Raw genomic sequence first — 26,115 nt, forward strand, 5'->3', positions numbered from 1 at the left:
GTCGTAAACTAAGCTCACACCTTTTTGAGCTTTAATTAACTAAAGGCACCACCCATGAATCACAGCAGGCATTCAGGCAAAGCGCTCTTCCCTGTCTTTATCATCATCTTTTTAGGCTTATGTATTTACTTATACTTGCCCCAGGGACAGTCACAGCAAAATGGTGGCGCCATGCAATCAACGCGCGTACAAGCTCACACTGTGAGCAATGAACAACGCTCGGTCAGCGTTGAAGGCATAGGGAGTAGCCGCGCAAATCAAGCTATTTTCATCAAAAGCGCACAGAGTGATTACATCGAAAATATCTATTTCGACGACGGTGACTCGGTGAAAGCCGGGCAACTGTTGGTGCAATTACGCGACAAAGAAGAACGCCTTGAAGTCACTGAGCTTGAAGCCAACCTATCTGAGGTTGAACGACAACTCAATCGTCTCACCGAGCTTGCTCGCTCGCAAGCAACTGCTAAGTCTCTACTTGAAGAACAACGCGCAAAATACGAAGCAACACAAGCGCAGTTAGAAGCAGCAAAAACTAAACTTGCAGAAATGAAAGTAACCGCGCCATTCTCGGGCACTCTAGGTAAACGCATGGTTTCTAAAGGTGCATTCGTTTCTACAAGCACAGAAATTACATCGCTCGATGACATAAGCATTATTAAAGTGGACTTTAACGTACCTGAGAAGTACTTGGCGCAGCTCAAACTAGGTATGAAGGTCACGGCCCACAGCGATGCATATCCTGGCCAAATCTTCAGTGGTCAAGTAACACACGTTAGCTCACGCATCGATATGGCAACTCGCAGTGTGCCGATTAGCGCAAGCTTTGAGAATAAAGAAGGCTTGTTGCGCCCAGGCATGTTGCTTAACACGGCGTTGGAGCTAAAAACCTATCAAGCCTTATTGGTGCCTGAGAAAGCGATTATTCCTCGCCAAAACAAACACTTTGTTTTCAAAATTGTTGACGGTGTAGCGCAAGAAGTGGAAGTGCAGGTAGACAAACGTTACAACGGCTGGGTAGGTATCAAATCAGGCCTAACTGCGGGCGATCAAGTGGTTACTGAGGGGATCATTAAAATTCGTTCAGGTTCACCTGTTAACGCTGTGGAGAATACCCAGTGAAAATAACAGATACTGCTGTAAAACGCCCCGTATTCGCCATCGTTATAAACTTATTACTGCTAACATTCGGCTTAGTAGCGTTTTCAATGCTGCCACTGCGCGAGTATCCAGATATCGATAGCCCAATTGTAAGCATCAGCACGAACTATACGGGCGCTTCTGCGGAAATCATTGAAACGAAAATTACTCAGGTTATCGAAAACCGTATATCTGGCATTGAAGGGATTAAGAGCATTACCTCATCAAGCCGCAATGGCCGCTCTAATATCACCATTGAGTTTAATATTGACCGTGATATCGATGCCGCCGCTAATGATGTACGTGAACGTGTATCACGCGCTCTAGACAGCCTGCCCGACCAAGTACGCCCACCTGAGGTGTCAAAGTCGGACTCGGATGAAAGCCCTATCGCTTGGTTTGTACTGAACAGTACAAGCATGGATTCTCTGCAACTATCAGATTATGCCCAGCGTTATATTGTTGATCGCATTGCGGTTGTCGATGGCGTCTCGAACGTGCGTGTCGGTGGTCAGCGCCAATATGCAATGAAGATCTGGTTGAATCGCCAAGCCATGGCAGCACGAGGTATCACTGCCAGTGATATAGAGCAAGTGCTGCGCGCTGAGAACGTTGAGCTTCCGGCGGGTGAAATTGAATCAAAAGACCGCGACTTTTCCGTGCGTACCGCACGTAGTTATCTAACTCCTGCGGATTTTCGTAATCTTGTTATTGCCCGTGGCGACAGCGGTTACCTTGTGCGCCTCAACGAAGTCGCGGATGTGCAACTTGAAGCGGCCGATGAGGAAAGTCTATTCCGTGGTAATGGCCGTAATATGATAGGTCTGGGCATCGTCAAACAAGCCAAAGCCAACACCCTTACCGTAGTAGAAAACGCCCGCAAAGAGCTTGAAAACATCAAGCGTAACCTGCCACCGGGTACAACCATCGAAGATAGTTACGACTCTTCTATTTTCATCAAAGAATCAATTGATGAAGTGTATCGTACACTGGCTATTTCGATGGCCTTAGTTGTCTTGGTTATTTACCTGTTTTTGGGCAATGTGCGTGCTACGTTAATTCCAGCGATCACCGTGCCGGTAGCGCTCGTGGGCAGTTTTATGTTCCTGCTCGCGATGGGCTACTCCATTAACCTACTCACTCTTCTTGCACTGGTGCTGGCAATCGGTTTGGTGGTCGACGATGCCATCGTGATGTTGGAAAACATTCACCGTCGTATTGAATTAGGGGAGCCACAATTACTTGCAGCCTATCGCGGTGCGCGAGAAGTCGGGTTTGCCATTGTCGCTACCACGCTAGTATTGATTGCCGTATTCGTACCCTTAGTCTTTATGGATGGCCGCATCGGCGCCCTATTTACCGAGTTTGCGATGGCTGTGAGTGCAGCAGTATTCTTCTCAAGTATTACAGCATTAACACTCTCTCCTGCGCTGTGCTCAAAGGTACTAAAACAAAGCGAAAGCGAAGGTCGCTTTAGCCTGTGGATGGACCGTCAATTCACGCGCCTTGAAGGCGCATACGAGCGCACTTTGCGCGGTAATATTCAGCGCTCTGGTATGCTCGCTATATTACTCGTGCTAGCAGGTTTCACGAGTTATTCCCTATTCCAGCAAATTCCATCAGAGCTAACGCCCAAAGAGGACCGTGGTACCTTCTTCGTAATGATGAATGGCCCAGAGGGCGCAAGCTATGAGAACAACGCCGAGAACATGGCCAAAATTGAAGACCGTCTCCTACCGTATGTTGAAACGGGCGAACTAAGTCGCGTGTTGGTTCGCGTACCTGGCTGGGGTGGTCAAGGTGGTGTCGCCATCATTGGTATGGCCGATTGGGATGAACGTAAACGAGATACTTGGTCTGTGATGGGCGAAATCAGTGGCAAAATGCAAGAAGTCACCGATGTTCGTGCCTTTGCTATTATGCGTCGCGGCATCGGTGGCGGCGGTTCGTCACGCCCGATTGAATTTGTACTCCAAGGCAACGATTATGACGAGCTAGCCGACTGGCGTGACCGTATCATTGAACGTGCAGAGAAAAACCCTGGGCTTGTACGTATCGACCATGACTACAAAGAAACATTCCCTCAGTTTTTAGTCAGTATAGATAAAAACAAAGCAGCTGATTTAGGCGTATCTGTTTCTGATATCGGTCGAACTCTAGAAACGATGCTAGGTCAACGTCGTGTTACCACCTTCATCGACCGCGGTGAAGAGTATGACGTTATCCTCAAGGGTGAAAAGCAAGACTTTGCCAGCCCGCGAGATGTATCAAATATCTACGTCAAATCTCGCTCAGGCGAGCTAGTTCCTCTTGATAGCTTGATCACGGTCAGCGAGGAAGCGACCGCATCACGTCTGAATCGCTACAATCGTATGCGCGCAATTACACTGAGCGCTAACCTTGCGGACGGTTACACCTTGGAAGAGGCGCTGAACTTCTTAAATCAAGTTGCCGCCGAAGAGAACGACATCGATGGTGCCGTTGATTACAAAGGTGAGTCGCAGTTGTTCTATGAAGGTGCGTCTGCAATGGTGTATGTGTTCATTCTTGCTTTGACGGTGACCTTCTTGGTGCTGGCGGCGCAGTTTGAGAGCTTTGTGCACCCATTTGTGATCATGCTGACCGTACCGCTGGGTATCGCAGGTTCCTTGTTTGGTCTTTGGGCAACGGGGCTAACACTCAATATCTACAGCCAAATCGGTATTGTTATGCTCATTGGTCTGAGTGCTAAAAACGGTATTCTTATTGTTGAGTTTGCCAACCAATTGCGTGATAAGGGCATGGAATTCACCGAAGCATTACTGCAAGCAGCAAAGCAACGTTTGCGCCCGATTATCATGACCTCGCTCACAACGGTGATGAGTTCTGTGCCTTTAGTCCTAGCAAGTGGCCCTGGTGCAGAGAGTCGTATGGTAATTGGTGTGGTGATATTCACAGGCGTCACTGTTGCAACGCTGCTCACCTTGTTTGTTGTACCAAGTGCTTACTATGCGTTAGCGAGAAAGACACAGTCACCGGAATTCTTGCAACACAAGTTAGAGCAGCAAACACAACAACACCCTTTGCACAAAGACTAAAGTAAAATCTGATGATTAATTAAGGCGGGATATTCCCGCCTTTTTTATTATTCCAAAGAACAAGCTACACTTTCTATATAAGCCTCTCAAAACAGGTAATTAGAACAATGAGTGATATAAGAACGGCCATTTTAGGTGCAGGATGTTTTTGGTGCATCGATGCCGCATTTAGACGTGTGCGTGGCGTCAAAAGTGTTGAGTCTGGATACTGTGGTGGCCATGTTGATAACCCAACTTACGAGCAAGTGTGTCGCGGGGATACTGGCCATGCTGAAGTGGTGAAGATCACCTACGATGAGCTTTTAATTGAGTACTCTGAATTATTAAAAATGTTTTTTGCCTTGCATGATGCAACCACTCTCAATCGCCAAGGTAACGACGTAGGCACCCAGTATCGAAGTGTCATCTTCTATCATGATGATCAACAAAAACTGTTGGCCGAGCATGCCATTGAACACGAACAAGAAAAGTTTGATTACGATATTGTGGTTACAGAACTATCGCCTGCAAAAACCTTTTATCCCGCAGAGGAAGTACACCAGGGTTACTACAATAAAAACCCGCATCAGCAGTATTGCAGCGTACTTATTGCACCGAAACTCGCAGAGTTTGAAAAACAATTTGACCCTTATTTAGATTAGTTTTGTGGTCAGTGTTACACCTAAAACGTATAAGGGGCAGCTTGTAACAAGCTACCCCACATTAGAGTGCCTCTTGCGAATGGCATACCGACTCGAATGAGCCGGTATCAACGCCCCTAAAGCGTTAAGGTTAGGCCTGCAACCACTTTACGCTCTGAGCCAATATACTCAGAAGTAATCGCACCGGTTGACCAATCCGTGCCCGCTACGTTAGTCACATATTCTTTGTCTGTAAGATTCTCAACCGAGAAATCAAAGCGTAGATTATCCACCAGCTGATATTGAGCGTTTAGATTCACCAAGGTGTAGCTTGGTAAATGGGTGCGGTAATAGCTTTCGCGGCTGGAACGATATTGCAGTTGAGCACCAACGTACCATTTGTCGAATTGCTTACCCACTCCCCAGTTCACACTGCGCTTTGCTCGTAATACCAAGTCTTGACCTGTGTTATCATCTTGGGCATCGACATAGCTGAAGTTAGCGCTGTGTACTAAACCAAACACATCTTCTAGCTGAGCACTGACTTCAATCCCTTCGAAGCTGGCTTGGTCAACATTTTCAGGCCCATTCATGCCCCATGCAATGAGGTTATCGAACTTGTTCTGATACAAAGCGAGATCATACTGAGCACCGCCTACTGCGATACGTAAACCAAGTTCAGCGTTTGTTGACTCTTCCGGTTCCAAGTTGGGGTTGGTGCCCCAAATAGAGCTGGCGTCATTAAATGTCGGTGCTTTAAAGCCCGTACCATAGCTCGCGCGCAAGGTAGCGATATCAGCCAATGGCACACCCACAGAAAGGTTATAAGTTGCTTCACCGCCAAACGCGCTATGGTCGTCATTGCGCACCACAAGGTTTGTTTGCAGTGTTTCATTGTCAAAATACGCCCCTACATACACGCCTTTGTTACTGCGTGTTTGTTGCGTAAACCCTGACTTGGGTTGATCACCCGATGCATAGGCATTCACTGAATCACCTACGTCTTCATAGTAGTAATCCAGACCTGAGCTAACAGTAAGTGCATCGTTAACTGCATAATTTAGTTGGTAACTTACCTCGTCACGCTCGGTGATGTAATGATTGGCGACGTAGCCTTCATACGGGTTTTGCAGACTATTAAGGTTGTCGTCTTTCACCAAGGCAGTTTTCAAACTATGGGCAAAGGCACCGTGTGATTTTTGCCAACCTAAAGAAAGGTGATACGTTTCAAAATGACTGAGATCGCTGCTGCTGCCGTCATACTCAACTTCTGCATCACTGTATTGGCCGATAAATTCAACCGCACCGAAACGATTAAAGTCATACCCTAGACGTGCACCCATGTTGGTATTTTCATAACCATCGTGGTCTGGGTCTTGGTTTGTAGTGACATTGTAGCCATCAGTCTTTTCATAGCCGAGGTTAAACGCAGCTTTGAAGTTACCTTGGGTAAAGGCGTAAGCTCCTTGGGCATTCACGTAGTTATCACTGCCACTGGACAATGACACGCTACGACTATCACCCGTGCGAGTAATGATGTTAATCACCCCAGCCAAGGCGTCAGAACCGTACCAAGCGGCGCGTGCACCACGGATAATTTCAACGCGTTCAATGCTATTTAACGGCACGGCTTCAAGCGATTTGTAGCCAAGACTTGCAGAGCCAATGCGCACGCCATCGACCACCACCAGTGAATGTCGACTTGCTGCGCCACGAATAAATAAGCTGGTTGTTTGTCCTTGCCCACCTGAACGCACGACATCAATACCCGCGAAGTTGGACAGTAGTGATGGCAAGTCACGCACGCCCGCGCGTTCGATGTCGTCACGGGTAATAACATCAACACTCGCAAGGACGTTTTCAATAGGTTGTTCAAACTTGTTAGCTGTGACTGTGATGTGTTCAATTGCTTGTGACTGCGCCGCCACAGATGCAGAGAAAAGTGCCGCTAGAGATAGCGCCACTGGAGTTTTAGTTAGCATGTATTTTCCTTAGCCTGAGCCCACCGCACAGGAAGAATGGTTAATAAAATGCTATGGCCGGTCTCCGGACTGATTGGCATTACACCAAAATCACCGTTGCGGGGGCAGCGTAGGATTCTCACCTACTTCCCGATTATCCCTGAGTATTCATCTACTTAATACCAGTTCTCTTAAATATGTGATCAGATATAGCGCTGGATAAATTACATGATAACAAGGCAAATTTTTTCTTATGTAGTTACTCTACTTAGAAAAAGTTTAACGCCGTGAGCATGATATTTAGCCCGCTAGGATGACTAGCTGTTTAAGTTAATTGGTATAATATATTGATACTACAAGGCACCATAACAAGGCGGCGTTATTGTGCGTAGTAAGGAAGAGAAAGTCAATGGACGTCTATACACCCATTGACTAAGTACTTAGAACTTTAATGACTAAGTTGTGATGAATTAGTCGCGGAAGTTCTTAAACTGGAAAGGCTGACCTAACTCAGCACCACGGATCAGCTGCATAACCTCTTGTAGGTCATCACGCTTTTTGCCCGTTACGCGCACTTCTTCACCTTGAATAGCCGCTTGTACTTTGATTTTGCTGTCTTTAATTGTTTTCACAACTTTCTTAGCAACATCCTTATCAATGCCCTGCTTGATAGTCACTTTACGGGTTACATACTTCCCGTGCAGATCTGCTTTTTGAATCTCAAAGCTGTTTACATCTAAACCGCGCTTAGAAGCTTTACTGGCGAAGATATCGAACAACTGCATCACTTGCTGCTCAGCTTCTGCTGTTAGCTCAATGTGTTCGTTATTTAATTCAATTTTTGCGTCTACACCACGAAAATCGTAACGAGTTTCTAACTCACGCTTGGCATTTTCTACCGCGTTTTTGGCTTCGCTCATCTCAATTTCAGAAACGATATCAAATGAAGGCATGGGCCTCTCCTAAACATAATTTTTTCAGATTATACCCTGAGAATTGCAATTTTGTGCATTAGTACACAGTGAATTCAGTTTTTAGTTTGTTATACTGCCAGCGTTTTTACCATTTTTTAAGGCAGAGATAGTGACGCGTCGGGTTTACCAAGGTTTGTTTTTAGTCAGTCTTATTATATGCACTGTACTCTTTGCAAAAGAAGTTAAGGGAGCGGCCGTAAACCTTTTCCCGCACGTGGATAAAGTAGCCCACTTTGGTATCTTCTTCATTCTCGCATTCATCATGGACAAGGCGTTTAAAATTCCACTTGTTGCGCAGATCGTTCTGTTATGCGCCTATGGTGCGGCAATTGAATGGATGCAAGATATGCTGCCTTACCGCCAAGCATCAGTGGGCGACTTTATTGCCGATGCAAGCGGTGCAGCGAGTTACTTTGTGTTGCATTACCTATGGCAAAAACGATGTCAAAAGCGCGCATAACCACAGCTCATGTTCTTGGCCCTGGCGCGCTGGGATTAGTGTTCGCTCATCAGCTAAGCACTCAGCGCAATGTCACTCTTATCACCAAAGCTACGCACCCTTCACTCTATTATTACACTTTTGCACAACACAGCTCAGCGTTGACTGTTAACACCACCAGTGCACCAAAAGAGTCGATCACCGAGATATGGCTATTTACCAAAGCGCATCAGTGTAAATCTGCGCTGCAAAGCGTTCTTGGGCACTTGCACCCAAAAGCCAATATTATACTCAGCCACAATGGCATGACTAATGTGGCTGAGCTTATTGATTTGTTACAACCCACTCAAGGGCTGTATTTTATGCTCACCCAACAAGCGGCATATAAACCCCAAAGCGCAGAGGTCATTCACGTAAGTCTGGGGCCAAGTACTATTGGCACAATCAATCAGGTAGCGAAAAAACGTTTAGATACCCTAATGACTGATTGGCAAAGTGCAATTCCCTTACTTACTAAAAGCACAGACATCACCTCAGCTCGTTGGCAAAAACTACTTATTAATTTAGCAATTAATCCGATCGCCACTCACTTCAACCAACTCAACGGCGCACTAAGAGCACCACAATACGCCAGTGATGTAATGGCTCTGCTCAACGAAGCTATCAATGTGGCACAAAAAGAGGGAGTCAATGTCGTATTAGCCGAAGCCTTAGCATTGGCGTATCAGGTGATGGCGAACACAGCAAAAAATCGCTGCTCTATGTTGCAAGACAAACTCAATGGCAGAGAAACTGAAATTGAAGCTATGTGTGGATATGTGGTTAACATGGCGCGCAAGCATGGGCTCGCAGCGCCAGTGAATGAACTTTATTATCAGCGAATTAAGGGCGATAAACCTTAACCGTTTTAAAGCCGTTTTCATGCAGAATGAGCGCCTGAAGTTGGCTCATCACGCCCTTGGCGCAATACAGATAGTATTCTTTATCTTGTGGTAAATCGCCGAACTTGGTCGCTAATCTGAAAAACGGCAAATGAATCACTTCAACGCCATCTAGCTCGAGTGGGTTCGCGTCTTCTTCTTCAGGCGAGCGAATATCGACAACCACTGAGCCCACCGGTAACTGAGAGACAGACTCAGCTTCTTTCACTTCTTCTTTGGCTGCCGTGTCGATATCACGCACATCAATCACTGTCGCGTTTTCAACAACCGTGTCGAGGATATCAAAGTCGAAGTTTTGCTCTTGCTTTTCAATTACATCTAACTTCGCTTTTACTGTGGGCTTACGCGAGATAACACCGCAGTACTCAGGCATAGCTTCGGCCATTTCAGAGGTACCAATAGCGCGGGCGATATCTATAATATCCTGCTTATCGTACTGAATAAGTGGGCGCAGAATTAGCGTATCTGTTACTCGGTCGATGACACTCAAGTTTGCTAACGTTTGACTAGAAACTTGGCCGATACTTTCACCGGTAACCAGCGCTGGAATGTTTAGCTTCTGGGCAACCTTACTGCCGGCGCGCATCATCATACGCTTAAGCACAACGCCCATTTGTGAGTCTTCGATATTCTCTAAAATCTCAGCCACTACTGGTTCAAAGTCAACGGTGATGAACTTTACTTTGTGGGTTGAGCTGTATTGAGACCATAGGTAATGACTCGCCTGCTTCACGCCAATTTCATGGGCAGCGCCGCCAAGGTTAAAAAACAAGAAGTGAGTACGCGCGCCTTTGCGGATCATTTGATAGCTCGCTACGCCTGAGTCGAAACCGCCTGACATCAATGACAATACATCTTCTTGTGTTGGCAAAGGAAAACCACCCATACCACGGTGAGCATGAGTCACAATGTAAGCGCGCTGGTCTTTAATTTCGATTTTAACGGTTACTTCAGGGCGACTAAGTTGTACTCGCGCACCTTCAACGTGCTGGTTTAAACCACCACCGACGTAACGTTCAACATCTGTTGACGTAAAATCATGATTACCTTGGCGTTTACAGCGAACACAGAAGCTCTTTCCAGCGATTTCATGCGCTAGAAGGCGTTGAGCTTGCTGGTAAATATCATCAAGTGTTGTGAATTCAACTTCTGTAACTTCGTTGAACAACACAATTCCCGGAATACGGCCAAGTGCATCAGCCAATTGCCCCCGAACATCAGGTTCCTGTGCGTGAGATTCAACGGTCAAGTTATCCCAGTTGTTGCGTACTTTGACGTGCTCATCAATGCGACGCATCATGATCTTGATGTTGTTTTCCAACACTTTGGTGAAACGCTTGCGAACAGATTTACTCTTTATCGCAATTTCAGGGTGTAATTTAACAATAAACTTGATCATGACTTACTCGCAGCAGCTCAATTTGGTCGCAGATAACAATAAAATGAGCGACCCATAGATTCGAAGCGCGCGATTATATCAAAATCACGCGCCTACGGAAATAATAGCGAATACGCGAGCGCTTTGCTTAAACGTTTTCCTGACGTTTTGCGTAACTTTCTTTGAGCTGCACCAGCTGTAGCCGGCCTTTATCTGTCGCAAATGCGGAAAATAAGGTAATAATTTTTGATAGACCTTGGAAGATATCCGCTCTTTTTAGCTCACCACTTTGGCGGCGAGCTTTGATATAAGGCGTCCAGAAGCTGACCGTGAGTTTCAACATATGTGTGAGTTCAGCGGCTTCTTGCTCTTCAATTTTGATGATTTCTTTTTTATCTAAAGCAAGCACGATGTCACGAACCTGTTCGAATAGGTGCTGTTGAAAGGTAATGTAATCCGCTTTCAAAGTCGCATCGCGGGCGAGAATGTCGGTCATGTTGTCGTAGAAGAAATGAAAGTTCCACATCAACTCAAACAGTGAATCAAAGTAATGGGTTAACTGAGGGAGCACATCAACATCATCTTGAAGCGGCTTAAATTGCGTATCTAAGTGCTGGCGGTAAAGCATAAAAATATGCCTAAGAATGTCTTCTTTATTCTTAAAGTGATAATAAAGGTTCCCAGGACTAATTCCGAGATGCGCAGCAATGTGGTTCGTCGTTATCGCTCTTTCCCCATGAAGATTGAACAACTCAATGCTTGCCTGAATAATGCGTTCCTTGGTACTCATACTTAACTTCTACTGCCTATGTTTGGTTTGCCAGTATAAACAATGTTTGCACGCCATCACAATGGTGTACCCCTGTAGATTTGGGATATCGCCATTAGGGCTGGCAACTGCTGTAAAGATTGTTAAAATGCGCTCATAAACGTATAAAAATGAGAAACATCATGAAGGTTACCGCACTTTACCCAGGCACCTTTGATCCCCTCACCAATGGACACCTTGATTTAATTGAACGCGCAGCAAAAATGTTCGATAAAGTCATTGTTGCTATCGCTCATAATCCTAATAAAAAGCCGTGTTTCACACTGGATGAACGAGTGGAATTGGCGAACAAGATTGTGACTCATTTAGACAACGTTACAGTAATTGGCTTTAGTGGACTACTCGCTGACCTCGCCAAAACACAGCAAGCCAATGTGCTTGTACGTGGTATTCGCGCGGTGTCTGATTTTGAATATGAGTTTCAACTTGCCAATATGAATCGCAGGCTCAACCCAGACTTAGAAAGTGTGTTTCTCACCCCTGCTGAAGAGAATTCATTTATCTCTTCGACGCTCGTAAAGGAAGTCGCGTTACACGGTGGTAACGTGTCAGAGTTTGTCGCTCCAGAAGTGGCACAAGCACTAAAGGAAAAATTATCATAATGGCATTCGCAACACGCAGTTCGTTGGTTCTAAGCGCTTTATTTCTTTCAACACAAGTACACGCATCTCCTTGGATAGGCACAGATAGTCCGTTGCTACGCAGCTCGGTAGAAACGCTTGTTAATCACGGGGTAATTAAAAGACCTGTGAACACTTATCCGTTGATGTGGCAAGGCGTAGCTCAAGATTTACATGGCGTGTCGGTAAACCAGCTTGCCCCACAAGCGCAGTTTGCTTATCACCATCTGCAGCACGCTTTAAAATTCGCGCAACAAGAATCAAGCTCTAGCGTACGTGTGTTTAGCAATTCCGAGCCACAAACTTGGCAAGGGTTTGCGCCTCGTAATCAGGCAAAAAGTGGCATCGAAACAAGTGGCCAAATCACAGGCAAAGTAGTGAGCGCTAAGCTCAGCGTCAACTACCGTGACGAAAGCCTCAATGGCAAATATGTTAATTACGATGGCAGCTATTTAGCGGTGTTATTAGGCAATTGGTCTATCAGTGGCGAGAAAATTAATCATTGGTGGGGCCCAAGCCAAGAGAATCCCTTAGTACTTTCTAATAATGCACAAGCCATGAAGGGAGTACGTCTATCTCGACACAATACAAATTATGGTGGCCCAAGCTGGTTGTCATTTATCGGTCCTTGGAATTTCACAGCAATTGCCGCCAAACAACAAAGCCAAGCAAATAAAATTGACGATGTTGAAATTGAAGACGGTGATTTCTGGGGTTGGCGATTCAGCACAATGCCCATCAGCGGACTGGAAATTGGTTTAAGCCAAACTAACTCGGATTGGTTGCACTACCCTGTTGATGGCTTTACTGCTGAAGTTGCAGACGAGCAAAGGCTTAGCTCTGTTGACTTTAAGTACTCTACCTTACTAGGCGAGTTCCCACTCTCTGTCTATGGCGAATATGCCGGCCACGTTGAATCAGCACTCGTTGCAGAGGATGGAGCTTTTACCTTTGGTGTGCAAACACACTATGGCACCAGCACCTCATTGCTAAGTAGCTACCTAGAATATACGGATACGCAAAGCCAATGCTTTAGTGCCGCACCAGACTACAACTGTAACTATGGCAACATCAATGTTGGTCAAGGCTACCAGCATCGCGAGCAAAACTTGGGCCCAACGATAGGCGCAAATGCTGAAGCATTAACATGGGGCGCAAGCTACCACACCATGGGCGGCTATGCGGGTCATATGAAGCTTGGACGAATAGAGCGCGATGATGTGGATATCTCGCGCCTTGAATTAGGCTATCAACAAGGTGTATTTGGTGCCTTAGCCAAGATCACCGGTCATGTTTGGCGTGAATCACACAGCACAGACTCCGACACGCACACTGCACTGAGCTTAGCGCTGGAATATCGCTTTTAAATAGCGGCCAGCGCGGCACAAGCCGAGAAAGTCTCGGTTTATAATCAGCACGATAATCATCATGGCATCATTAAAGTTGATGCCTGTTGAGTAGAGACTCCACAACCACCAAGCTTCTGTATTGCCTACTACATCAAAATCTATAAAAATAGCGGCATGCAATAGCGAGTTTAAGAGCAAGAAGACCGTGCAATAGTGTAACGCTACAATCTTTTCGCGTTTACTTTGAACAAGCCATATCAGCGCAATAGTCGTTAGATCAGCAAGGATAAAAGTGGGATATAAATAATAGGAATGTGAGATGGAGGAAGTGCTCATATAGGAAATGCAGATAATCGTCGTTATCCAAATAGGTGAGCTTTTCCTATTCGTTGGCTCTGAATAATTTGCAAGATTCAACAATAACGCCATCATAAAACCCCAGTTGACAAAGGCACCAATGAGCTTAGCTATATCTTCAAATACTAAAAGCATCAATTGCATTCCTGACGTTTAATTCTTATTAGCGAGTGCGTTTTTGACACTTGCGCCCAACCAACACAACCCCAAGAAGTCTCGGTTTACTATCAATACGAATATCATTACAACGTCACTTGTGTTAATGCCTATTGAGTAAGCACTCCACAACCACCAAGGCTCTCTATTTCCCTGAATCACGATATCTATAAACATTGAACAATGCAGTATAGCGTTGAAAGCCAGACCAAAAATACAATAATACAGAGCAGCTGTTATCTCACGTCTTTTCTGTATCCAATAAATAAAGAAGATTGTCAGCACGTCTGCTAGTGGGTAAACGGCATAAACATGATAACCGATGTTGAAAAAGGAAGTACTTAAATAGGAAAGACTTATAACTAATGATATGAAAATGGGTGAGCGCTTGCGAGCTACGGAGTCTGAATAGCTTACCAAATTAAACAGCAAAGCCATCATAAATCCCCAGTTAACAAAAACAGTCAACAGCTCCGCTAGGCCTCCGTAAATAATAAACATTAAAAAAGCCCTACGCGGCCTTAAGGGTTGCGTCAAATTGATCGCGCATGTATCTGCCCACCCTACATAGCCCTAGAAAATCTCTATTTACCGTGAGGGCGATTATCATAACAAGGTCATTGATGTTAACTCCAACAGAGTAAACGTTCCATAGCCACCAAGGATCATAATTTTTAAGCACAGCTGCATCTATAAATATCGCCAAATGGAGAAGCGCATTGGCTACTAGCACCAAAACACAATAGTAAAAAGCAGCTATGTTCGGACGTTTAAGCTGGACAATCACTAATACTAATACCGTGATCAAATCTGCGGCCATCCAGATAAGATATTTGCTGAGCTCTCGCCCAATGAAAGATGTTGATGCATAAGAAAGGCAAATTATAAGAGAAAGCCACAATGCAGAGTTTGATCTATTTTTAGGATCAGAATACTTAACTATGTTGACAAGGAGAGCCATCATAATACCCCAATTGATAAAATTGGCTAGTATTTTAGCTAGCACTCCGGATTCATAAAGATGAAACATTTCAATGGGATTAAACACTGTACTCATCACTATTGCTTAATAGTTTGCAAGTTATTAAATCGCATAAGCGCACATATACCAAGAAAATCTCTGTTAATCACTAAGGCTAAAATGATGATAAAGTCACTGATATTAACCCCTATCGGATATACAACCCAAAACCACCAAGGTTCTAAATTATCTAAAACGGTTAAATCAATATATATAGTTATATGTAATAAAGCATTCACAGCAAGAGCAAAGACGCAATAATACATAGCGGGTATTGGAGAGTGACGCGGACGGCTAAAGAACAGCACCCAGATAGTAACTAAATCTGCGATTACCCATAATAAATAAACCGAGCTTGTAAGCGCTAAAAATGAAGTAACTAGATAAGAAACGTTTAAGACGATGCAAACCCACAGTGGAGATTTTTCTCTTCTAGAGTGGTCAGAATAAAGAACTAGATTATAAAGGAGGGTCATCATCAACCCCCAACTAATAAATGTAGAAATTAGCTCAGTGAGTTTGATAGAGGAAAATAGCGAGAACATCTCACTGGGATTAAGTAGCGACACTCACGACCAATTCAGAACAAATCGAAGAGCTCACCATCACAACAGGAGTCGATATACTCATGCACTAGGCCTCTAAAGCACCCTGATGCAATAAACAATTGCGACTAAAAGCTTTTCTTACCCATACATTCAGAGAGTTGTAAGATTTGACTAACCCTAATATGTCTTTGTCGACAATTAAGACAACAATCATTGTCAAGTCAGAGGTATTTACACCAATAGAGTATACGCTCCATAGCCACCAAGGTTCGCTATTGTTCAATACAACGGTGTCCACGTGCATCATAAGCAATAGGAAAGAGTTTATTGAAAGGCCAATAATGACATACCAAACACCCGGCGATACTTTTGTTCTTCGCTGCCAGATAACGGGAATGATCATTGCCAAGGTTGCAAGATCATAAATAAACCATTTTAAGTAAACTTCGAAACTTATGAAGAGGTCGTGAAAAGAGTCACTAATGAAGTAAGAGGTGAACATGACCACACTGGTCCAAACCAATTTGTAGTCAACTTTAGCTTTAAAGCCTAATAGCATTAAATTAAAAAACATTGCCATAAGGAAACCCCAAACAACGAAGGCTCCCATAAATAGGCCAAAATTTTCGCTAAAGTACATTCATCCTCTCAGGGCTCTCATCAATTTTCTTTCTTTTTATCCGGGCTGATCACTGTGCCACCGCCACGCTGTAATTCAGCTTCGCTAGCAGCTACTGCGTCACTTGATAAAGTCACTGTATCAGATTGTAGCGTCTGAGTGCTAGTACTTTGCGCCGTAGGCTGCTGAGTTTGTTGTTGCAATGTTGTGTATGTTTGCGCTTGAACTTGAGTATTTGTATTAACTTGCATTGTTAATCTCCTTTAAAAATTAAGTTAACTATTCATTAACACTTATGTCAAATTTAACACAGTAAGTGTTTGTGTCACACTTCAAAGAAAAAATCTTAGCGACTACAACAACATATGCAGAACACGTGCCAACATTTATTGACACGTGTAACACTAAGCAATTTGCCTACAAGGTATCTCACCAATTTGAACTTGCTGGAGGTAATAATCCATCGCAACCTCGTCACAGTTCTCCTTGCGCAAGCAAAGCTCACAATCTTTCATGACCTTTTCCGGCAAACTGGCTTTACTGCTATCCGCAAATCCAAGTTTAGCAAAGAATTCAGGGACGCGAGTTAAAACGATCACTCTTTTAAGTGCCAATTTTTTGGCTTTTATAAGTAAGTGATCCACTAAAAAGCGCCCTTGGCCTTTAACTCCACTGTTAGGATCCACACCTAAAGATCTGATCTCAGCTAAACCTGTGTCGTAGATGTACAATGAAGCGCAGCCTGTTACTTTACCGTCTATTTCAGTTACTGCAAACTCATTGATCGAGTGCACCATATCACTTTTAGCGCGTGGCAGGTTTTCGCCCTCACGTGCCCAGTACTGTATAAGTTCACTGATTGCTTCTACATCATTCAAATTTGCGTCACGCACGGTAATGTGATGGTTTTGTTTAGCCTGCTTTATCGCCAAACGCACCTGTTCAGGTGACGTGCCTCCTAATGCTTTGCGTGCAGCCAAACATGCGTCCAATTCAAGTACAGGATAAACATCATCTTCAATAACACTACTTACCGCTTGGAACTGAGCCAACGTTAATTGCTCTAGGCTCTTGCCTTCACTGATGGCGATTTGCACTAACTGGCCAACAATATGATGCCCCTCACGGAAAGGGATCCCTTTAGCAACCAAGTAATCCGCAAGCTCAGTAGCATTGGCATGCCCACCCTTTGCAGCTTCTTTGGTTCTGTCGCCATTTACTTTAATGCCATTGATACATGATTGTGCCATGTGCAAACAGGCAAGCCATGTAGGTAACGCGTCAAAAAGCCCCTCTTTATCCTCTTGCATGTCTTTGTTGTAAGCCAGTGGTAATGACTTCAAAGTCATCATCATCGCACTCATTGAACCAAAGACACGACCTGTTTTGCCACGGATAAGCTCTAACGCATCAGGGTTTTTCTTTTGCGGCATTAGTGACGAACCAGATGTAACGTTGTCAGCCAATTCAACGAAACCAGCTTCACCTGAATTGTAAAAGATCAGATCCTCTGCAAAACGTGATAAATGCAACATTGAAATCGAAGCTGTACAGAGTAACTCAACAACAAAATCTCTATCAGAAACAGCATCGAGACTGTTGCGAGTCGCATTTGCAAAGCCCAAGTCATGAGCCAATAGCTCACGATCAATGGCGTATGCGGTGCCAGCCAACGCTCCACTACCTAATGGGCATTGGTCCATACGCTTTACAGCATCGTCTAGACGACTTGCGTCACGTTCCAACATTTCTACGTACGCCATGCACCAGTGACTAAATAGTACTGGTTGTGCGCGTTGCAGATGGGTATAGCCAGGTAAAACAGTGCCAAACTCGCGCTCAGCTAACGCAATAAGTGCTTTTTTAGTTGCCGTAATTGCTTCAGCAATGGTGCTAGCAGTTTGCTTACACCACAAGCGGAAATCTGTCGCCACTTGGTCATTGCGGCTACGACCTGTATGCAACTTTTTGCCTAAGTCGCCGACTTTAGCAATAAGTGCAGCCTCTACGTACGAGTGAATATCTTCATCACCACTCACAGCCACACTGTTGGGATCTTCTTTGACTTCATCGAGCAATTCATACAGCGCATTAACCAGTGCTGCATGTTCACTGTCGTTCAAAACACTCACACGATTCAGCGCACCAGCCCATGCAACAGAGCCAATAATATCTTGTTCTGCCATTACATAATCGAACGGCAGCGAGTCGTTAAACTGTTTAAAAGCTTCATCCGGTCCTGCTGAGAACCGTCCACCCCATAGTGCCATACCCTTCTCCTGCCTTACTTCTTGAGCGCCGCGATTCTGCTAGAAAGCGAGAATAACCGAATGAATCCTTCTGCATGCGACTGGTCATACACATCATCTTCGCCAAAGGTCGCGAAGTCTTCACTATAAAGGCTGTTTACAGATTGCTTCTGTACAGCAACCACTTGACCTTTATACATTTTCAACACAACTTCACCGCTGGCATATTGAGCAAACGCTTCAGCTGCTGCCAAGATGCTTTCTTTGAGTGGCGTAAACCAGCGACCGTCATAAACAAGGTGTGCAAACTCGCCACCTAGGGTCTCTTTCCATTTACGGCTTGCTTTATCTAGCACTAGCTCATCAATCGCTTGCAGTGCAGCCATCATCACAGTGCCTCCCGGTGTTTCGTAACAGCCGCGCGATTTCATCCCAACCAGACGGTTTTCAACGATATCAACACGACCAACACCATGTGGCGCCGCTAGCTCATTCAATTTAACTAAACACTGATACGGACTTAGTTGCTCACCATTTACGGCAACAATTTCACCTTTTTCAACACTTACTGTGACGAATTCTGGTTGGTCTGGCGCTTGCTCTGGTGAGTTAGTCCAAGTCCACACTTGATCACTTGGCTGACACCATGGATCCTCAAGTTCGCCACCTTCATGGGAAATGTGCCATGCATTGGCATCACGGCTATAAATTTTAGTTGCAGATGCAGCACACGGAATATCACGTTGCGCGAGGTAATCGAGCAAAGATTCACGACTAGATAAGTCCCACTCACGCCAAGGTGCAATCACTTTCAAATCAGGTGCAAGTGCAGCAAAGCATGATTCAAAACGAACCTGATCATTCCCCTTACCAGTACAACCATGAGACAGCGCATCGGCACCCACTTTACGGGCAATTTCAACCTGTGCTTTTGCGATGATTGGACGTGCCATTGAGGTACCAAGAAGGTAAGTACCTTCATAGATTGAACCTGTTTTCAAGGTTGGGTAAATGTAGTTGGCAACCATTTCTTCTTTTAGGTCAACTACATAACACTCAGATGCACCCGATGCAATCGCCTTTGCTTCTACACCTTCGAGTTCCTCTGCGCCTTGGCCCACATCAGCCACAAATGCGATAACTTCACAGCCATAGTTTTCTTTCAACCATGGCACAATTGCTGATGTATCCAATCCACCCGAGTAGGCCAATACAACTTTTTTAATAGTGCTCATCTCAAGTCCTTAAAAATTTGGGTTTAATAATGTAACTAGCAAAGCGTTTTGCGCATGCATGCGGTTTTCTGCTTGCTGAATGATCTTTGATTGTTCGCCATCCATCACTTCTGAGGTAATTTCAAACTCACGATGCGCTGGTTGGCAATGTAAAATAGTTTGGGCACCAGTCATATCTACCAGCTGTTTGTTAAGCTGATATGGCATGTACTTTTCTTTTACCTGCTCAAGTGGCGTGTTATCGCCCATCGATACCCAGGTGTCGGCATAAAGTACATTTGCACCTGCAGCTGCTTCAACACGGTCACTAACAAGAACAGACGCCCCTTTGCTTGCTGCAATTTGCTCAGCTTGCTTCACAATTTGCGCATCTGGACCGCTACCTTTAGGGCACACCGCAACAAAGTCTGTGCCGAGTGTTGCCGCTAATAGCATCAATGAATGGGTAACGTTGTTGCCCTCACCTAGGTAAGCAAGTTTTAACTGACTAACATCGCCATGTACTTCCTGTAGCGTCAAAAAATCAGCGAGCGCTTGGCAAGGGTGGTACAAGTCACACAAAGAGTTCACCACCGGCTTAGCAGAAAACTCACTGAGCTCCTGCAAAGTTTTATGGTGATTGACTCGAGCAACAATTGCGTCTGCGCAAGTGCTGATGTTCAAAGCGAAATCCTTAACCGATTCACGCGACCCCATGGCACCATTTTGCTGATCCAGATAAACAGCATGACCGCCTAATTTATGAATACCTATATCAAATGTTAGGCGCGTGCGTAGGCTTTGTTTTTCAAACAAAGTTACGATTGATTTGCCTGCCAAAGCCTGTGAATAGTCACTCGGGTGAGCTTTGATTTTTTGTGCTAATGAAAGCAGTGAAAGTATCTGTTTTTCGTCTAGCTCAAGGCCAGTAATAAAGTCTTGTTTCATAGTCATGTCTACATCGAAATTTGAGTACCTACGTGCTCACCATCGAGCAACGCAATTAAGTTTTCTGGCTTTTGCCAACTGGAGATATAGACGCCTCTTCGTAAGTGCTGGGCAGCAAGAAGGCTGGTCTTAACTTTGACCTCCATCCCACCCGAAATGACTCCATCTTCAATCAATTGCGCTATGTGTTGCGCATTTAGCTGATGCAAAGCTTGGCCGTTTTGATCCAATACTGCTTCTACATCCGTCATAAAAATAAGCTCAGCTTCCAAAGCCTTCGCAATCGCTGCGGCAGCCTCATCAGCATTAACGTTGTACCACTGCCCCTGTTCATCGAAACTTATCGAGCTCACAAGAGGTAAACGCCCCTGCTCAAGTAACACGGGTACAATTGAATCTGTTGCCTCTAAGCACTCGCCAACACAGCCCAAAGCCTTGAGCTTTTGCTTCGCTAAGACACCGGCCTCATAAAGGCTGAGACCAACTGGTTTTAATTGGTTTTTCACTGCGCAACCAAGTAGTTGTTTGTTCGCACATCCAGCTAAAGCGCCAACAATGTAGGGCATTTGTTCAGCGGGGCTGATGCGTAAACCTTGATGTTTAGCGGTTGCAAAGCCAGCATCTTGCAACCATCTGTCAACCAATGCCCCACCACCGTGAACAACGACATAGTGAGCATCTTGTTTAGTCGCTAAGGCAGCAAAAAGCGCATTGAGTGCACCGAGGTTGTTCAGTACCGCACCACCGAGTTTAATAACCCATGTCTTCTTAGTTGAATTCATTGCTGCCTCAAATTAAACCTGTGTTAATAGCTAAGCCCGCATTGAGGTTCATGCATTGCAATGCTTGCCCTGATGCGCCTTTCAATAAGTTATCTATCGCAACACTGATGATGAGTTGCTGCCCTTGCAAGTTCCAACCAATATCAACAAATGGTTGACCTTCTATACCTTTAATTGACGCTACTTGCCCCGCACCAAGTAAACGTATCAATGGCTCATCTGCCAACACTTGATATGCCTTGCTGATGTCATCAATAGTCACATCACTGTTAACCTGAGCATAAATGGTCGCCAAAATGCCACGTTTGAAATTACCTAAATGCGGTGTAAACAACACAGGTGCATTAAGATACTGTGAGATTTCTGGCGTATGGCGATGGTTGAATAGTCCGTAAGGCGCAAGCGATACCTCGCAAAAATGCGTACCGATATTCGCTTTTCTACCTGCCCCTGTGACCCCTGAAACGGCATTGATAATAATTTGACCATCATTGGCAAACAAACCCGCGTCTTTCAGAGGTTTCAATGCATTAAGACTGGCTGTTGGGTAACAACCAGCAACGGCAACAAGCTGAGCGTCCTTTATTTTGTCGCCATACCATTCGGCAAGACCGTAAACAGCCTGCTCAAGTAGCTCGGGGTGTTGGTGCGTAAAACCATAATATTGGTCGTAGAGTTCTGGCTGAGACAGGCGAAATCCACCTGATAAATCAAATACTTTTAGACCATGCTCTAAAAAGGTCGGAGCGAGTTCAACACTCACTTTGTGATCGGTGCACAGACATACAGCATCAGCTTCTTTGATGATGAAATCCATTGCTAAATTGTCTAAACCGGTCAAGGGTAAATCAACGATGCCTTTGTGCTCTGGATAGAGCTGACTCAAGGGTTTGTTTAGATCAGCACTGCCCTCTGACACATAACAACCGACTAGATTAAAACAGGGATGTAAAGCAACTAGCTTTGCCAGCTCAGCACCGCTGTAGCCACTCGCACCAATTATTACAATATTCATTTACAACACGCTCAATTTCAGAAATAAATAACAGGCGGGAAGCCCGACGAAAAAAAGAGTACGCAACCGCAAGACCGGTACGTACTCGAACTATCGTCGATGCGATATGCTAAGAAGGTAAAACGCCATCAAAAAAACCAATATTTATGCTTAAAAAGTGAATTGATATTCACTATAAAGGCATTTATATTATTATGCAACAGTTGTGAATAATTATTTGGAATTTATATGCAAACCCCTGATTTTATCGAGCTTTATAAGCAGCTTATCGCTTCGCCTTCAATCAGCTCGCTCGATGCACGCCAAAGCCAAAGCAATAAAGGGGTAATCGAACTCTTAGCAAGCTGGTGTGAATCGCTCGGATTTACCTGCCAAGTTATTGAGTTAGAGAGCGCTCCGGGTAAATTCAATCTCTTGGCTAAACGCGGAGAAGGTGCAGGCGGGCTTATGCTTGCCGGTCACACTGATACAGTGCCATTTGATGAAGGTCGTTGGCAGATGGACCCATTCACATTAACAGAACGCGATAATAAACTTTTTGGATTGGGTAGCATTGATATGAAAGGTTTTTTTGCTTTTGTACTTAATGCCATCTCAGAGCTTGATAGCACCAAGCAACAACAACCTTTGCTGATTTTGGCCACCGCGGATGAAGAAACCACCATGGCAGGTGCACAAGAAGTTGCGAAGTATCCAGACTTAAAGCCTGCTCGATGCATTATCGGCGAACCTACAGACATGGTGCCTGTATTTACGCACAAAGGACATATGACGTCGGCTATTCGTATCATTGGAAAAAGCGGTCACAGCTCAGATCCAGACCGTGGTGTAAACGCCATAGAGGTAATGAATTTAGTGATTCAAAAGTTGCTCGTGTTAAAAGAGGAACTTAAGAATAAATATTCAATTGAGCATTTTGCCATTCCATACCCGACCCTCAATCTTGGCCATATCCATGGCGGCGACAGTGCCAATCGTATTTGTGGCTGTTGTGAACTGCAGCTTGATATGCGTCCATTGCCGGGGCTCAGCATTGCGCAATTGCAGGCGATGCTATTAGATGCAACCAAAGAAATTAATGCTCGCTACCCTGGATGCGTTGAAGTATGGGATATGCATGAACCCATTCCAGCATTTGCCGGCACCACAGACAGTGCTTTAGTAAAGCTCGCAGAGTCTGTATCAGAGCAATCGGCTGTCGCTGTAAACTATTGCACAGAAGCCCCTTTTATTGCCCAACTGGGCTGTGAAACAATTGTCATGGGGCCAGGGTCAATTAATCAAGCGCACCAGCCTGATGAGTTTTTGGCGATGGAGAAAATCGCCCCCTCTCAACACATAATCAAAGAAATGATTTATAAAAGTTGCTGGTAGTACAGCGTTAGAACGCATAAAAAAAGCCCCTCATTTGAGGGGCTTTCGTTTCTAATCAACAAGATTCAAAAAGATTAGTTAAGACCTAGCTTTTGTAGCTCAGCTTCGACCATTTTTGCAGAAAGTGGCACGTAACCATCTTTTTCAACAATTTTCTGGCCAGTCTGTGATAGAACCATTTTGATGAATTCTGCATCAATTGGTGCCAGTGGTTTGTTCGGGTGCTTGTTCACATACACGTATAGGAAACGTGATAGTGGGTACTTACCTGTTGCAACGTTATCTAGTGTTGCATCAACAAACTTGTCGCCTTTCTTCGCAAGTGGAACTGTGCGAACACCTGATGTTTTGTAACCGATACCTGAGTAGCCAATCGCATTCACTGAAGAAGAGATTGATTGTACAACAGATGCTGAGCCCGGTTGCTCATTCACGTTGTTGCGGAAGTCACCTTTACACAACGCTTTTTTCTTGAAGTAACCATAAGTGCCAGACACTGAGTTACGACCGTAAAGTTGGATGTCTTTCGCAGCCCAATCACCTTCGAGGCCAACGTCACCCCATCGGTTGATTTGCTCTGACGCACCACACTTACGTGTAGATGAGAATATAGCGTCAACTTGGTCGATACGAAGACCTTCGATTGGGTTATCTTTGTGCACAAATACTGCTAGCGCATCGATTGCTACACGAATTTCAGTTGGCTTGTAGCCGTAACGCTTTTCGAATGCTTCGATTTCTTTAGACTTCATCTTACGGCTCATAGGGCCGAAGTTTGCAGTACCTTCAGTCAATGCTGGAGGAGCTGTTGATGAACCTGCTGCTTGAATCTGGATATTTACGTTAGGGTAGATACGTTTGTACTCTTCTGCCCAGAAAGTCATCATGTTGGCTAAAGTATCTGAACCAACAGATGAAAAGTTGCCTGAGATGCCGCTTGTTTTTTCGTACTCAGGGATTGCTTTGTCAGTAGCCATTGCTTGACCTGCAGTCAGAGCACTGATAGCAACGCCCATTGCAGCAACTAAGTTTTTAAATTTCATTGGGTTCTCCAATTAGTTCTTCCCGTGTTTCAACTGCAGCCATTGTGCAGCGATTAAATGACAGTTAGATTACTTAAAAATGACACTTTTATGACTTTGATGAAATAAGCGTGTCTTGATGATTGGCAACGATCCAGCTTGGGCCAAAGGCAAACCAAAAACAGCTGCCCTCCCCAACTTTGCTGTCGATATGTAAGGTTGAGTCATGGCGTGTGAGTACATGTTTGGTAATCGCTAAGCCCAGTCCTGAACCACCCGTTTTTCTGCTTCGCGCCTTATCAACACGATAAAAGCGCTCAGTTAAACGGTTTAAATGTTCGGGTGCGATACCATCGCCATTGTCGGTGACGCTAAAATGCGCATATCCATCTTTTAGCTGCCAACGGACTGTAATTTCGCCATGCTCTGGCGTGTAGTGCACGGCATTAAATACCAAATTCGAAAACGCACTTCGTAACTCTTCCGCAGCACCTAATACATCTAGACTTTGGTCAATCTCAAAGTTGAGGGTGTGACCTTTATCCGCATTGAGGGACTGGGCTTCTGTATGAATAAGTTCAAGCATACTCGGCACATGCACGGGTTTGTCATTATCATGTTTGCGTGCCCCTTCAATACGAGACAAGGACAACAGTTGATTGACTAAACTGTCCATGCGCTGGCATTGATCAATCATGGTGCCATGGGCTTTGTTCCACATTGCCGGTGGTGGCATGTTATCCGCATCCATCATCTCTAGGTAGCCAGTTACCACAGTTAACGGAGTACGCAGTTCGTGCGATACATTGGCAACGAAGTCTTTGCGCATTTGCTCAAGTTGCTTCAAGCGCGTGATATCACGTACCACCATCATAATTTGTGATTGCGCGTAAGGCATGACTCGAAATTCAAGCACTTGTTCGCCGTTGTGCGCTAAATCTAATTCGAGCGCATCGTCATAATCACCTTTGAGCATATAGCGGCTGAATTTTGGATGGCGAATGAGGTTATCAATGCGTTGTCCATGATCGGTTGGCCACTGCAAACCGAGTAAACGCAGAGCTAGTTGGTTGCACCAGACAATACTAAAATCTTTTTGTAACACGACAACGGCATCGGGAACGGCTTCCGCACCTTCACGAAAACGACGAATTAGGTCCGCCAACTCGTTACGCTTTTTTCTGTTACGCTGTTGGAGATGATAAATGCCTTCAAAGACTTGTTCCCACGCACCCTCTCCTTCTGGGGGATTAAAGCTACGTTGATTAATAAGCCAATCGCTGAGGCGATAAAGCTGCCGATAGTGCCAAAGAAGCAAGGTGAAAGCACCCAGAAACAAAAGCAAAAAAGGCGCGCCCACAAGCACGCCTATTAACACTAGCGGTAAGAAATACATAAACAAACGCTTAGTTAAGGTTCGTTTATTAACTACTCGATACATAGAATATCTCTATTTCATACGTGCTTTGCTAGCATAGGGATGTT

Annotated in this window: 24 protein-coding genes and 1 riboswitch; of the genes, 8 read left to right on the forward strand and 16 right to left on the reverse strand. The window is 44.8% G+C overall.

The window, feature by feature from the left end:
* The first annotated feature begins 54 nt into the window (after positions 1 to 54).
* The 3 genes from V1358_RS07455 to msrA all read left to right on the forward strand — a co-directional run bounded on the left by V1358_RS07455 (position 55) and on the right by msrA (position 4,855).
* On the forward strand, positions 55 to 1,119 hold the full coding sequence (locus V1358_RS07455) for an efflux RND transporter periplasmic adaptor subunit (RefSeq protein ID WP_347393082.1): 1,065 nt from the start codon (positions 55 to 57) through the stop codon (positions 1,117 to 1,119).
* Positions 1,116 to 4,214 carry an efflux RND transporter permease subunit gene (locus tag V1358_RS07460; protein WP_347393083.1) on the forward strand — a complete coding sequence of 1,033 codons (3,099 nt, stop codon included), beginning with the start codon at positions 1,116 to 1,118 and terminating at the stop codon, positions 4,212 to 4,214. Before V1358_RS07455 ends, V1358_RS07460 begins: the two co-directional genes overlap by 4 nt.
* Before the next feature lie 107 nt (positions 4,215 to 4,321).
* A complete protein-coding gene (gene msrA, locus V1358_RS07465) occupies positions 4,322 to 4,855 on the forward strand; it encodes a peptide-methionine (S)-S-oxide reductase MsrA (protein WP_347390391.1) in 534 nt (177 codons plus the stop codon).
* Positions 4,856 to 4,971: 116 nt separating this feature from the next.
* Here the strand turns inward: msrA and V1358_RS07470 are convergent, their stop codons facing one another.
* Both V1358_RS07470 and V1358_RS07475 read right to left on the reverse strand, forming a co-directional pair.
* Positions 4,972 to 6,816: a TonB-dependent receptor domain-containing protein gene (locus tag V1358_RS07470; protein ID WP_347393084.1), complete on the reverse strand. Its 1,845-nt coding sequence runs from the start codon at positions 6,814 to 6,816 to the stop codon at positions 4,972 to 4,974.
* A 38-nt stretch (positions 6,817 to 6,854) separates the two neighbouring features.
* A riboswitch (cobalamin riboswitch) is annotated at positions 6,855 to 6,997 on the reverse strand.
* Positions 6,998 to 7,265: 268 nt separating this feature from the next.
* The gene (locus V1358_RS07475) at positions 7,266 to 7,748 is read right to left on the reverse strand and encodes a YajQ family cyclic di-GMP-binding protein (RefSeq protein WP_347390389.1); all 483 of its coding nucleotides are present in this window, start codon (positions 7,746 to 7,748) and stop codon (positions 7,266 to 7,268) included.
* Between the two features lie 130 nt (positions 7,749 to 7,878).
* On the opposite strand from V1358_RS07475, the gene V1358_RS07480 reads away from it, so the two are divergent.
* Both V1358_RS07480 and V1358_RS07485 read left to right on the forward strand, forming a co-directional pair.
* On the forward strand, positions 7,879 to 8,229 hold the full coding sequence (locus tag V1358_RS07480) for a VanZ family protein (protein WP_347390388.1): 351 nt from the start codon (positions 7,879 to 7,881) through the stop codon (positions 8,227 to 8,229).
* Positions 8,211 to 9,110 carry a ketopantoate reductase family protein gene (locus tag V1358_RS07485; protein WP_347393085.1) on the forward strand — a complete coding sequence of 300 codons (900 nt, stop codon included), beginning with the start codon at positions 8,211 to 8,213 and terminating at the stop codon, positions 9,108 to 9,110. Before V1358_RS07480 ends, V1358_RS07485 begins: the two co-directional genes overlap by 19 nt.
* Here the strand turns inward: V1358_RS07485 and thiI are convergent.
* Complete coding sequence (gene thiI / locus V1358_RS07490) at positions 9,091 to 10,548, reverse strand: tRNA uracil 4-sulfurtransferase ThiI (protein WP_347393086.1); 1,458 nt, start codon at positions 10,546 to 10,548, stop codon at positions 9,091 to 9,093. The two genes, V1358_RS07485 and thiI, sit on opposite strands and share 20 nt — an antisense overlap.
* A gap of 127 nt (positions 10,549 to 10,675) precedes the next feature.
* Positions 10,676 to 11,317, reverse strand: coding sequence for a TetR/AcrR family transcriptional regulator (locus tag V1358_RS07495; RefSeq protein WP_347390385.1), 642 nt, complete (start codon positions 11,315 to 11,317; stop codon positions 10,676 to 10,678).
* Between the two features lie 161 nt (positions 11,318 to 11,478).
* Between V1358_RS07495 and coaD the strand changes: the two genes are divergently transcribed.
* A complete protein-coding gene (gene coaD, locus V1358_RS07500) occupies positions 11,479 to 11,958 on the forward strand; it encodes a pantetheine-phosphate adenylyltransferase (protein WP_347390384.1) in 480 nt (159 codons plus the stop codon).
* Entirely contained in the window at positions 11,958 to 13,343 is a 1,386-nt protein-coding gene (locus V1358_RS07505; RefSeq protein WP_347393087.1) for a capsule assembly Wzi family protein, read from the forward strand. The genes coaD and V1358_RS07505 overlap by 1 nt, the downstream gene beginning before the upstream one ends.
* On the opposite strand, the gene V1358_RS07510 is transcribed toward V1358_RS07505, so the two are convergent.
* The 10 genes from V1358_RS07510 to argC form a co-directional block, all read right to left on the reverse strand.
* Positions 13,320 to 13,817 (reverse strand): hypothetical protein, encoded by a 498-nt coding sequence (locus V1358_RS07510; RefSeq protein ID WP_347393088.1) that lies wholly within the window; start codon positions 13,815 to 13,817, stop codon positions 13,320 to 13,322. The genes V1358_RS07505 and V1358_RS07510 overlap by 24 nt on opposite strands.
* A gap of 532 nt (positions 13,818 to 14,349) precedes the next feature.
* Positions 14,350 to 14,895: a hypothetical protein gene (locus V1358_RS07515; RefSeq protein WP_347393089.1), complete on the reverse strand. Its 546-nt coding sequence runs from the start codon at positions 14,893 to 14,895 to the stop codon at positions 14,350 to 14,352.
* A 2-nt stretch (positions 14,896 to 14,897) separates the two neighbouring features.
* Positions 14,898 to 15,338 (reverse strand): hypothetical protein, encoded by a 441-nt coding sequence (locus V1358_RS07520; protein WP_347393090.1) that lies wholly within the window; start codon positions 15,336 to 15,338, stop codon positions 14,898 to 14,900.
* Positions 15,339 to 15,492: 154 nt separating this feature from the next.
* Positions 15,493 to 16,047: a hypothetical protein gene (locus V1358_RS07525; RefSeq protein WP_347393091.1), complete on the reverse strand. Its 555-nt coding sequence runs from the start codon at positions 16,045 to 16,047 to the stop codon at positions 15,493 to 15,495.
* Positions 16,048 to 16,067: 20 nt separating this feature from the next.
* On the reverse strand, positions 16,068 to 16,277 hold the full coding sequence (locus tag V1358_RS07530; RefSeq protein WP_347393092.1) for a hypothetical protein: 210 nt from the start codon (positions 16,275 to 16,277) through the stop codon (positions 16,068 to 16,070).
* Positions 16,278 to 16,430: 153 nt separating this feature from the next.
* The gene (gene argH / locus V1358_RS07535) at positions 16,431 to 18,296 is read right to left on the reverse strand and encodes an argininosuccinate lyase (protein ID WP_347393093.1); all 1,866 of its coding nucleotides are present in this window, start codon (positions 18,294 to 18,296) and stop codon (positions 16,431 to 16,433) included.
* Positions 18,297 to 18,310: 14 nt separating this feature from the next.
* Entirely contained in the window at positions 18,311 to 19,510 is a 1,200-nt protein-coding gene (locus tag V1358_RS07540; protein ID WP_347393094.1) for an argininosuccinate synthase, read from the reverse strand.
* A gap of 9 nt (positions 19,511 to 19,519) precedes the next feature.
* Entirely contained in the window at positions 19,520 to 20,437 is a 918-nt protein-coding gene (locus V1358_RS07545) for an ornithine carbamoyltransferase (protein ID WP_347393177.1), read from the reverse strand.
* A gap of 8 nt (positions 20,438 to 20,445) precedes the next feature.
* A complete protein-coding gene (argB, locus tag V1358_RS07550) occupies positions 20,446 to 21,219 on the reverse strand; it encodes an acetylglutamate kinase (protein ID WP_347393095.1) in 774 nt (257 codons plus the stop codon).
* Between the two features lie 7 nt (positions 21,220 to 21,226).
* Positions 21,227 to 22,234, reverse strand: coding sequence for an N-acetyl-gamma-glutamyl-phosphate reductase (gene argC, locus V1358_RS07555; RefSeq protein ID WP_347390375.1), 1,008 nt, complete (start codon positions 22,232 to 22,234; stop codon positions 21,227 to 21,229).
* 228 nt (positions 22,235 to 22,462) lie between these two features.
* On the opposite strand from argC, the gene argE reads away from it, so the two are divergent.
* Entirely contained in the window at positions 22,463 to 23,608 is a 1,146-nt protein-coding gene (argE, locus tag V1358_RS07560) for an acetylornithine deacetylase (protein WP_347393096.1), read from the forward strand.
* 74 nt (positions 23,609 to 23,682) lie between these two features.
* On the opposite strand, the gene V1358_RS07565 is transcribed toward argE, so the two are convergent.
* Together V1358_RS07565 and phoR are read right to left on the reverse strand one after the other, a co-directional pair.
* Positions 23,683 to 24,651 (reverse strand): PstS family phosphate ABC transporter substrate-binding protein, encoded by a 969-nt coding sequence (locus V1358_RS07565; RefSeq protein ID WP_347390373.1) that lies wholly within the window; start codon positions 24,649 to 24,651, stop codon positions 23,683 to 23,685.
* 88 nt (positions 24,652 to 24,739) lie between these two features.
* On the reverse strand, positions 24,740 to 26,071 hold the full coding sequence (gene phoR / locus V1358_RS07570) for a phosphate regulon sensor histidine kinase PhoR (protein WP_347390372.1): 1,332 nt from the start codon (positions 26,069 to 26,071) through the stop codon (positions 24,740 to 24,742).
* Positions 26,072 to 26,115 lie beyond the last annotated feature (44 nt).

This window comes from Pseudoalteromonas pernae, assembly GCF_039831865.1.
In the GTDB taxonomy this organism is placed as follows: domain Bacteria; phylum Pseudomonadota; class Gammaproteobacteria; order Enterobacterales; family Alteromonadaceae; genus Pseudoalteromonas; species Pseudoalteromonas pernae.

Bases quoted from the DNA above. Each gene is read 5' to 3' on its own strand.
- V1358_RS07455 (WP_347393082.1), top strand. From the start codon at position 55: ATGAATCACAGCAGGCATTCAGGCAAAGCGCTCTTCCCTGTCTTTATC.
- msrA (WP_347390391.1), top strand. From the start codon at position 4,322: ATGAGTGATATAAGAACGGCCATTTTAGGTGCAGGATGTTTTTGGTGC.
- V1358_RS07470 (WP_347393084.1), bottom strand. From the start codon at position 6,816: ATGCTAACTAAAACTCCAGTGGCGCTATCTCTAGCGGCACTTTTCTCT.
- V1358_RS07475 (WP_347390389.1), bottom strand. From the start codon at position 7,748: ATGCCTTCATTTGATATCGTTTCTGAAATTGAGATGAGCGAAGCCAAA.
- V1358_RS07485 (WP_347393085.1), top strand. From the start codon at position 8,211: ATGTCAAAAGCGCGCATAACCACAGCTCATGTTCTTGGCCCTGGCGCG.
- thiI (WP_347393086.1), bottom strand. From the start codon at position 10,548: ATGATCAAGTTTATTGTTAAATTACACCCTGAAATTGCGATAAAGAGT.
- V1358_RS07495 (WP_347390385.1), bottom strand. From the start codon at position 11,317: ATGAGTACCAAGGAACGCATTATTCAGGCAAGCATTGAGTTGTTCAAT.
- coaD (WP_347390384.1), top strand. From the start codon at position 11,479: ATGAAGGTTACCGCACTTTACCCAGGCACCTTTGATCCCCTCACCAAT.
- V1358_RS07505 (WP_347393087.1), top strand. From the start codon at position 11,958: ATGGCATTCGCAACACGCAGTTCGTTGGTTCTAAGCGCTTTATTTCTT.
- V1358_RS07510 (WP_347393088.1), bottom strand. From the start codon at position 13,817: ATGCTTTTAGTATTTGAAGATATAGCTAAGCTCATTGGTGCCTTTGTC.
- V1358_RS07515 (WP_347393089.1), bottom strand. From the start codon at position 14,895: ATGAGTACAGTGTTTAATCCCATTGAAATGTTTCATCTTTATGAATCC.
- V1358_RS07520 (WP_347393090.1), bottom strand. From the start codon at position 15,338: ATGATGACCCTCCTTTATAATCTAGTTCTTTATTCTGACCACTCTAGA.
- V1358_RS07525 (WP_347393091.1), bottom strand. From the start codon at position 16,047: ATGTACTTTAGCGAAAATTTTGGCCTATTTATGGGAGCCTTCGTTGTT.
- V1358_RS07530 (WP_347393092.1), bottom strand. From the start codon at position 16,277: ATGCAAGTTAATACAAATACTCAAGTTCAAGCGCAAACATACACAACA.
- argH (WP_347393093.1), bottom strand. From the start codon at position 18,296: ATGGCACTATGGGGTGGACGGTTCTCAGCAGGACCGGATGAAGCTTTT.
- V1358_RS07540 (WP_347393094.1), bottom strand. From the start codon at position 19,510: ATGAGCACTATTAAAAAAGTTGTATTGGCCTACTCGGGTGGATTGGAT.
- V1358_RS07545 (WP_347393177.1), bottom strand. From the start codon at position 20,437: ATGAAACAAGACTTTATTACTGGCCTTGAGCTAGACGAAAAACAGATA.
- argB (WP_347393095.1), bottom strand. From the start codon at position 21,219: ATGAATTCAACTAAGAAGACATGGGTTATTAAACTCGGTGGTGCGGTA.
- argC (WP_347390375.1), bottom strand. From the start codon at position 22,234: ATGAATATTGTAATAATTGGTGCGAGTGGCTACAGCGGTGCTGAGCTG.
- argE (WP_347393096.1), top strand. From the start codon at position 22,463: ATGCAAACCCCTGATTTTATCGAGCTTTATAAGCAGCTTATCGCTTCG.
- V1358_RS07565 (WP_347390373.1), bottom strand. From the start codon at position 24,651: ATGAAATTTAAAAACTTAGTTGCTGCAATGGGCGTTGCTATCAGTGCT.
- phoR (WP_347390372.1), bottom strand. From the start codon at position 26,071: ATGTATCGAGTAGTTAATAAACGAACCTTAACTAAGCGTTTGTTTATG.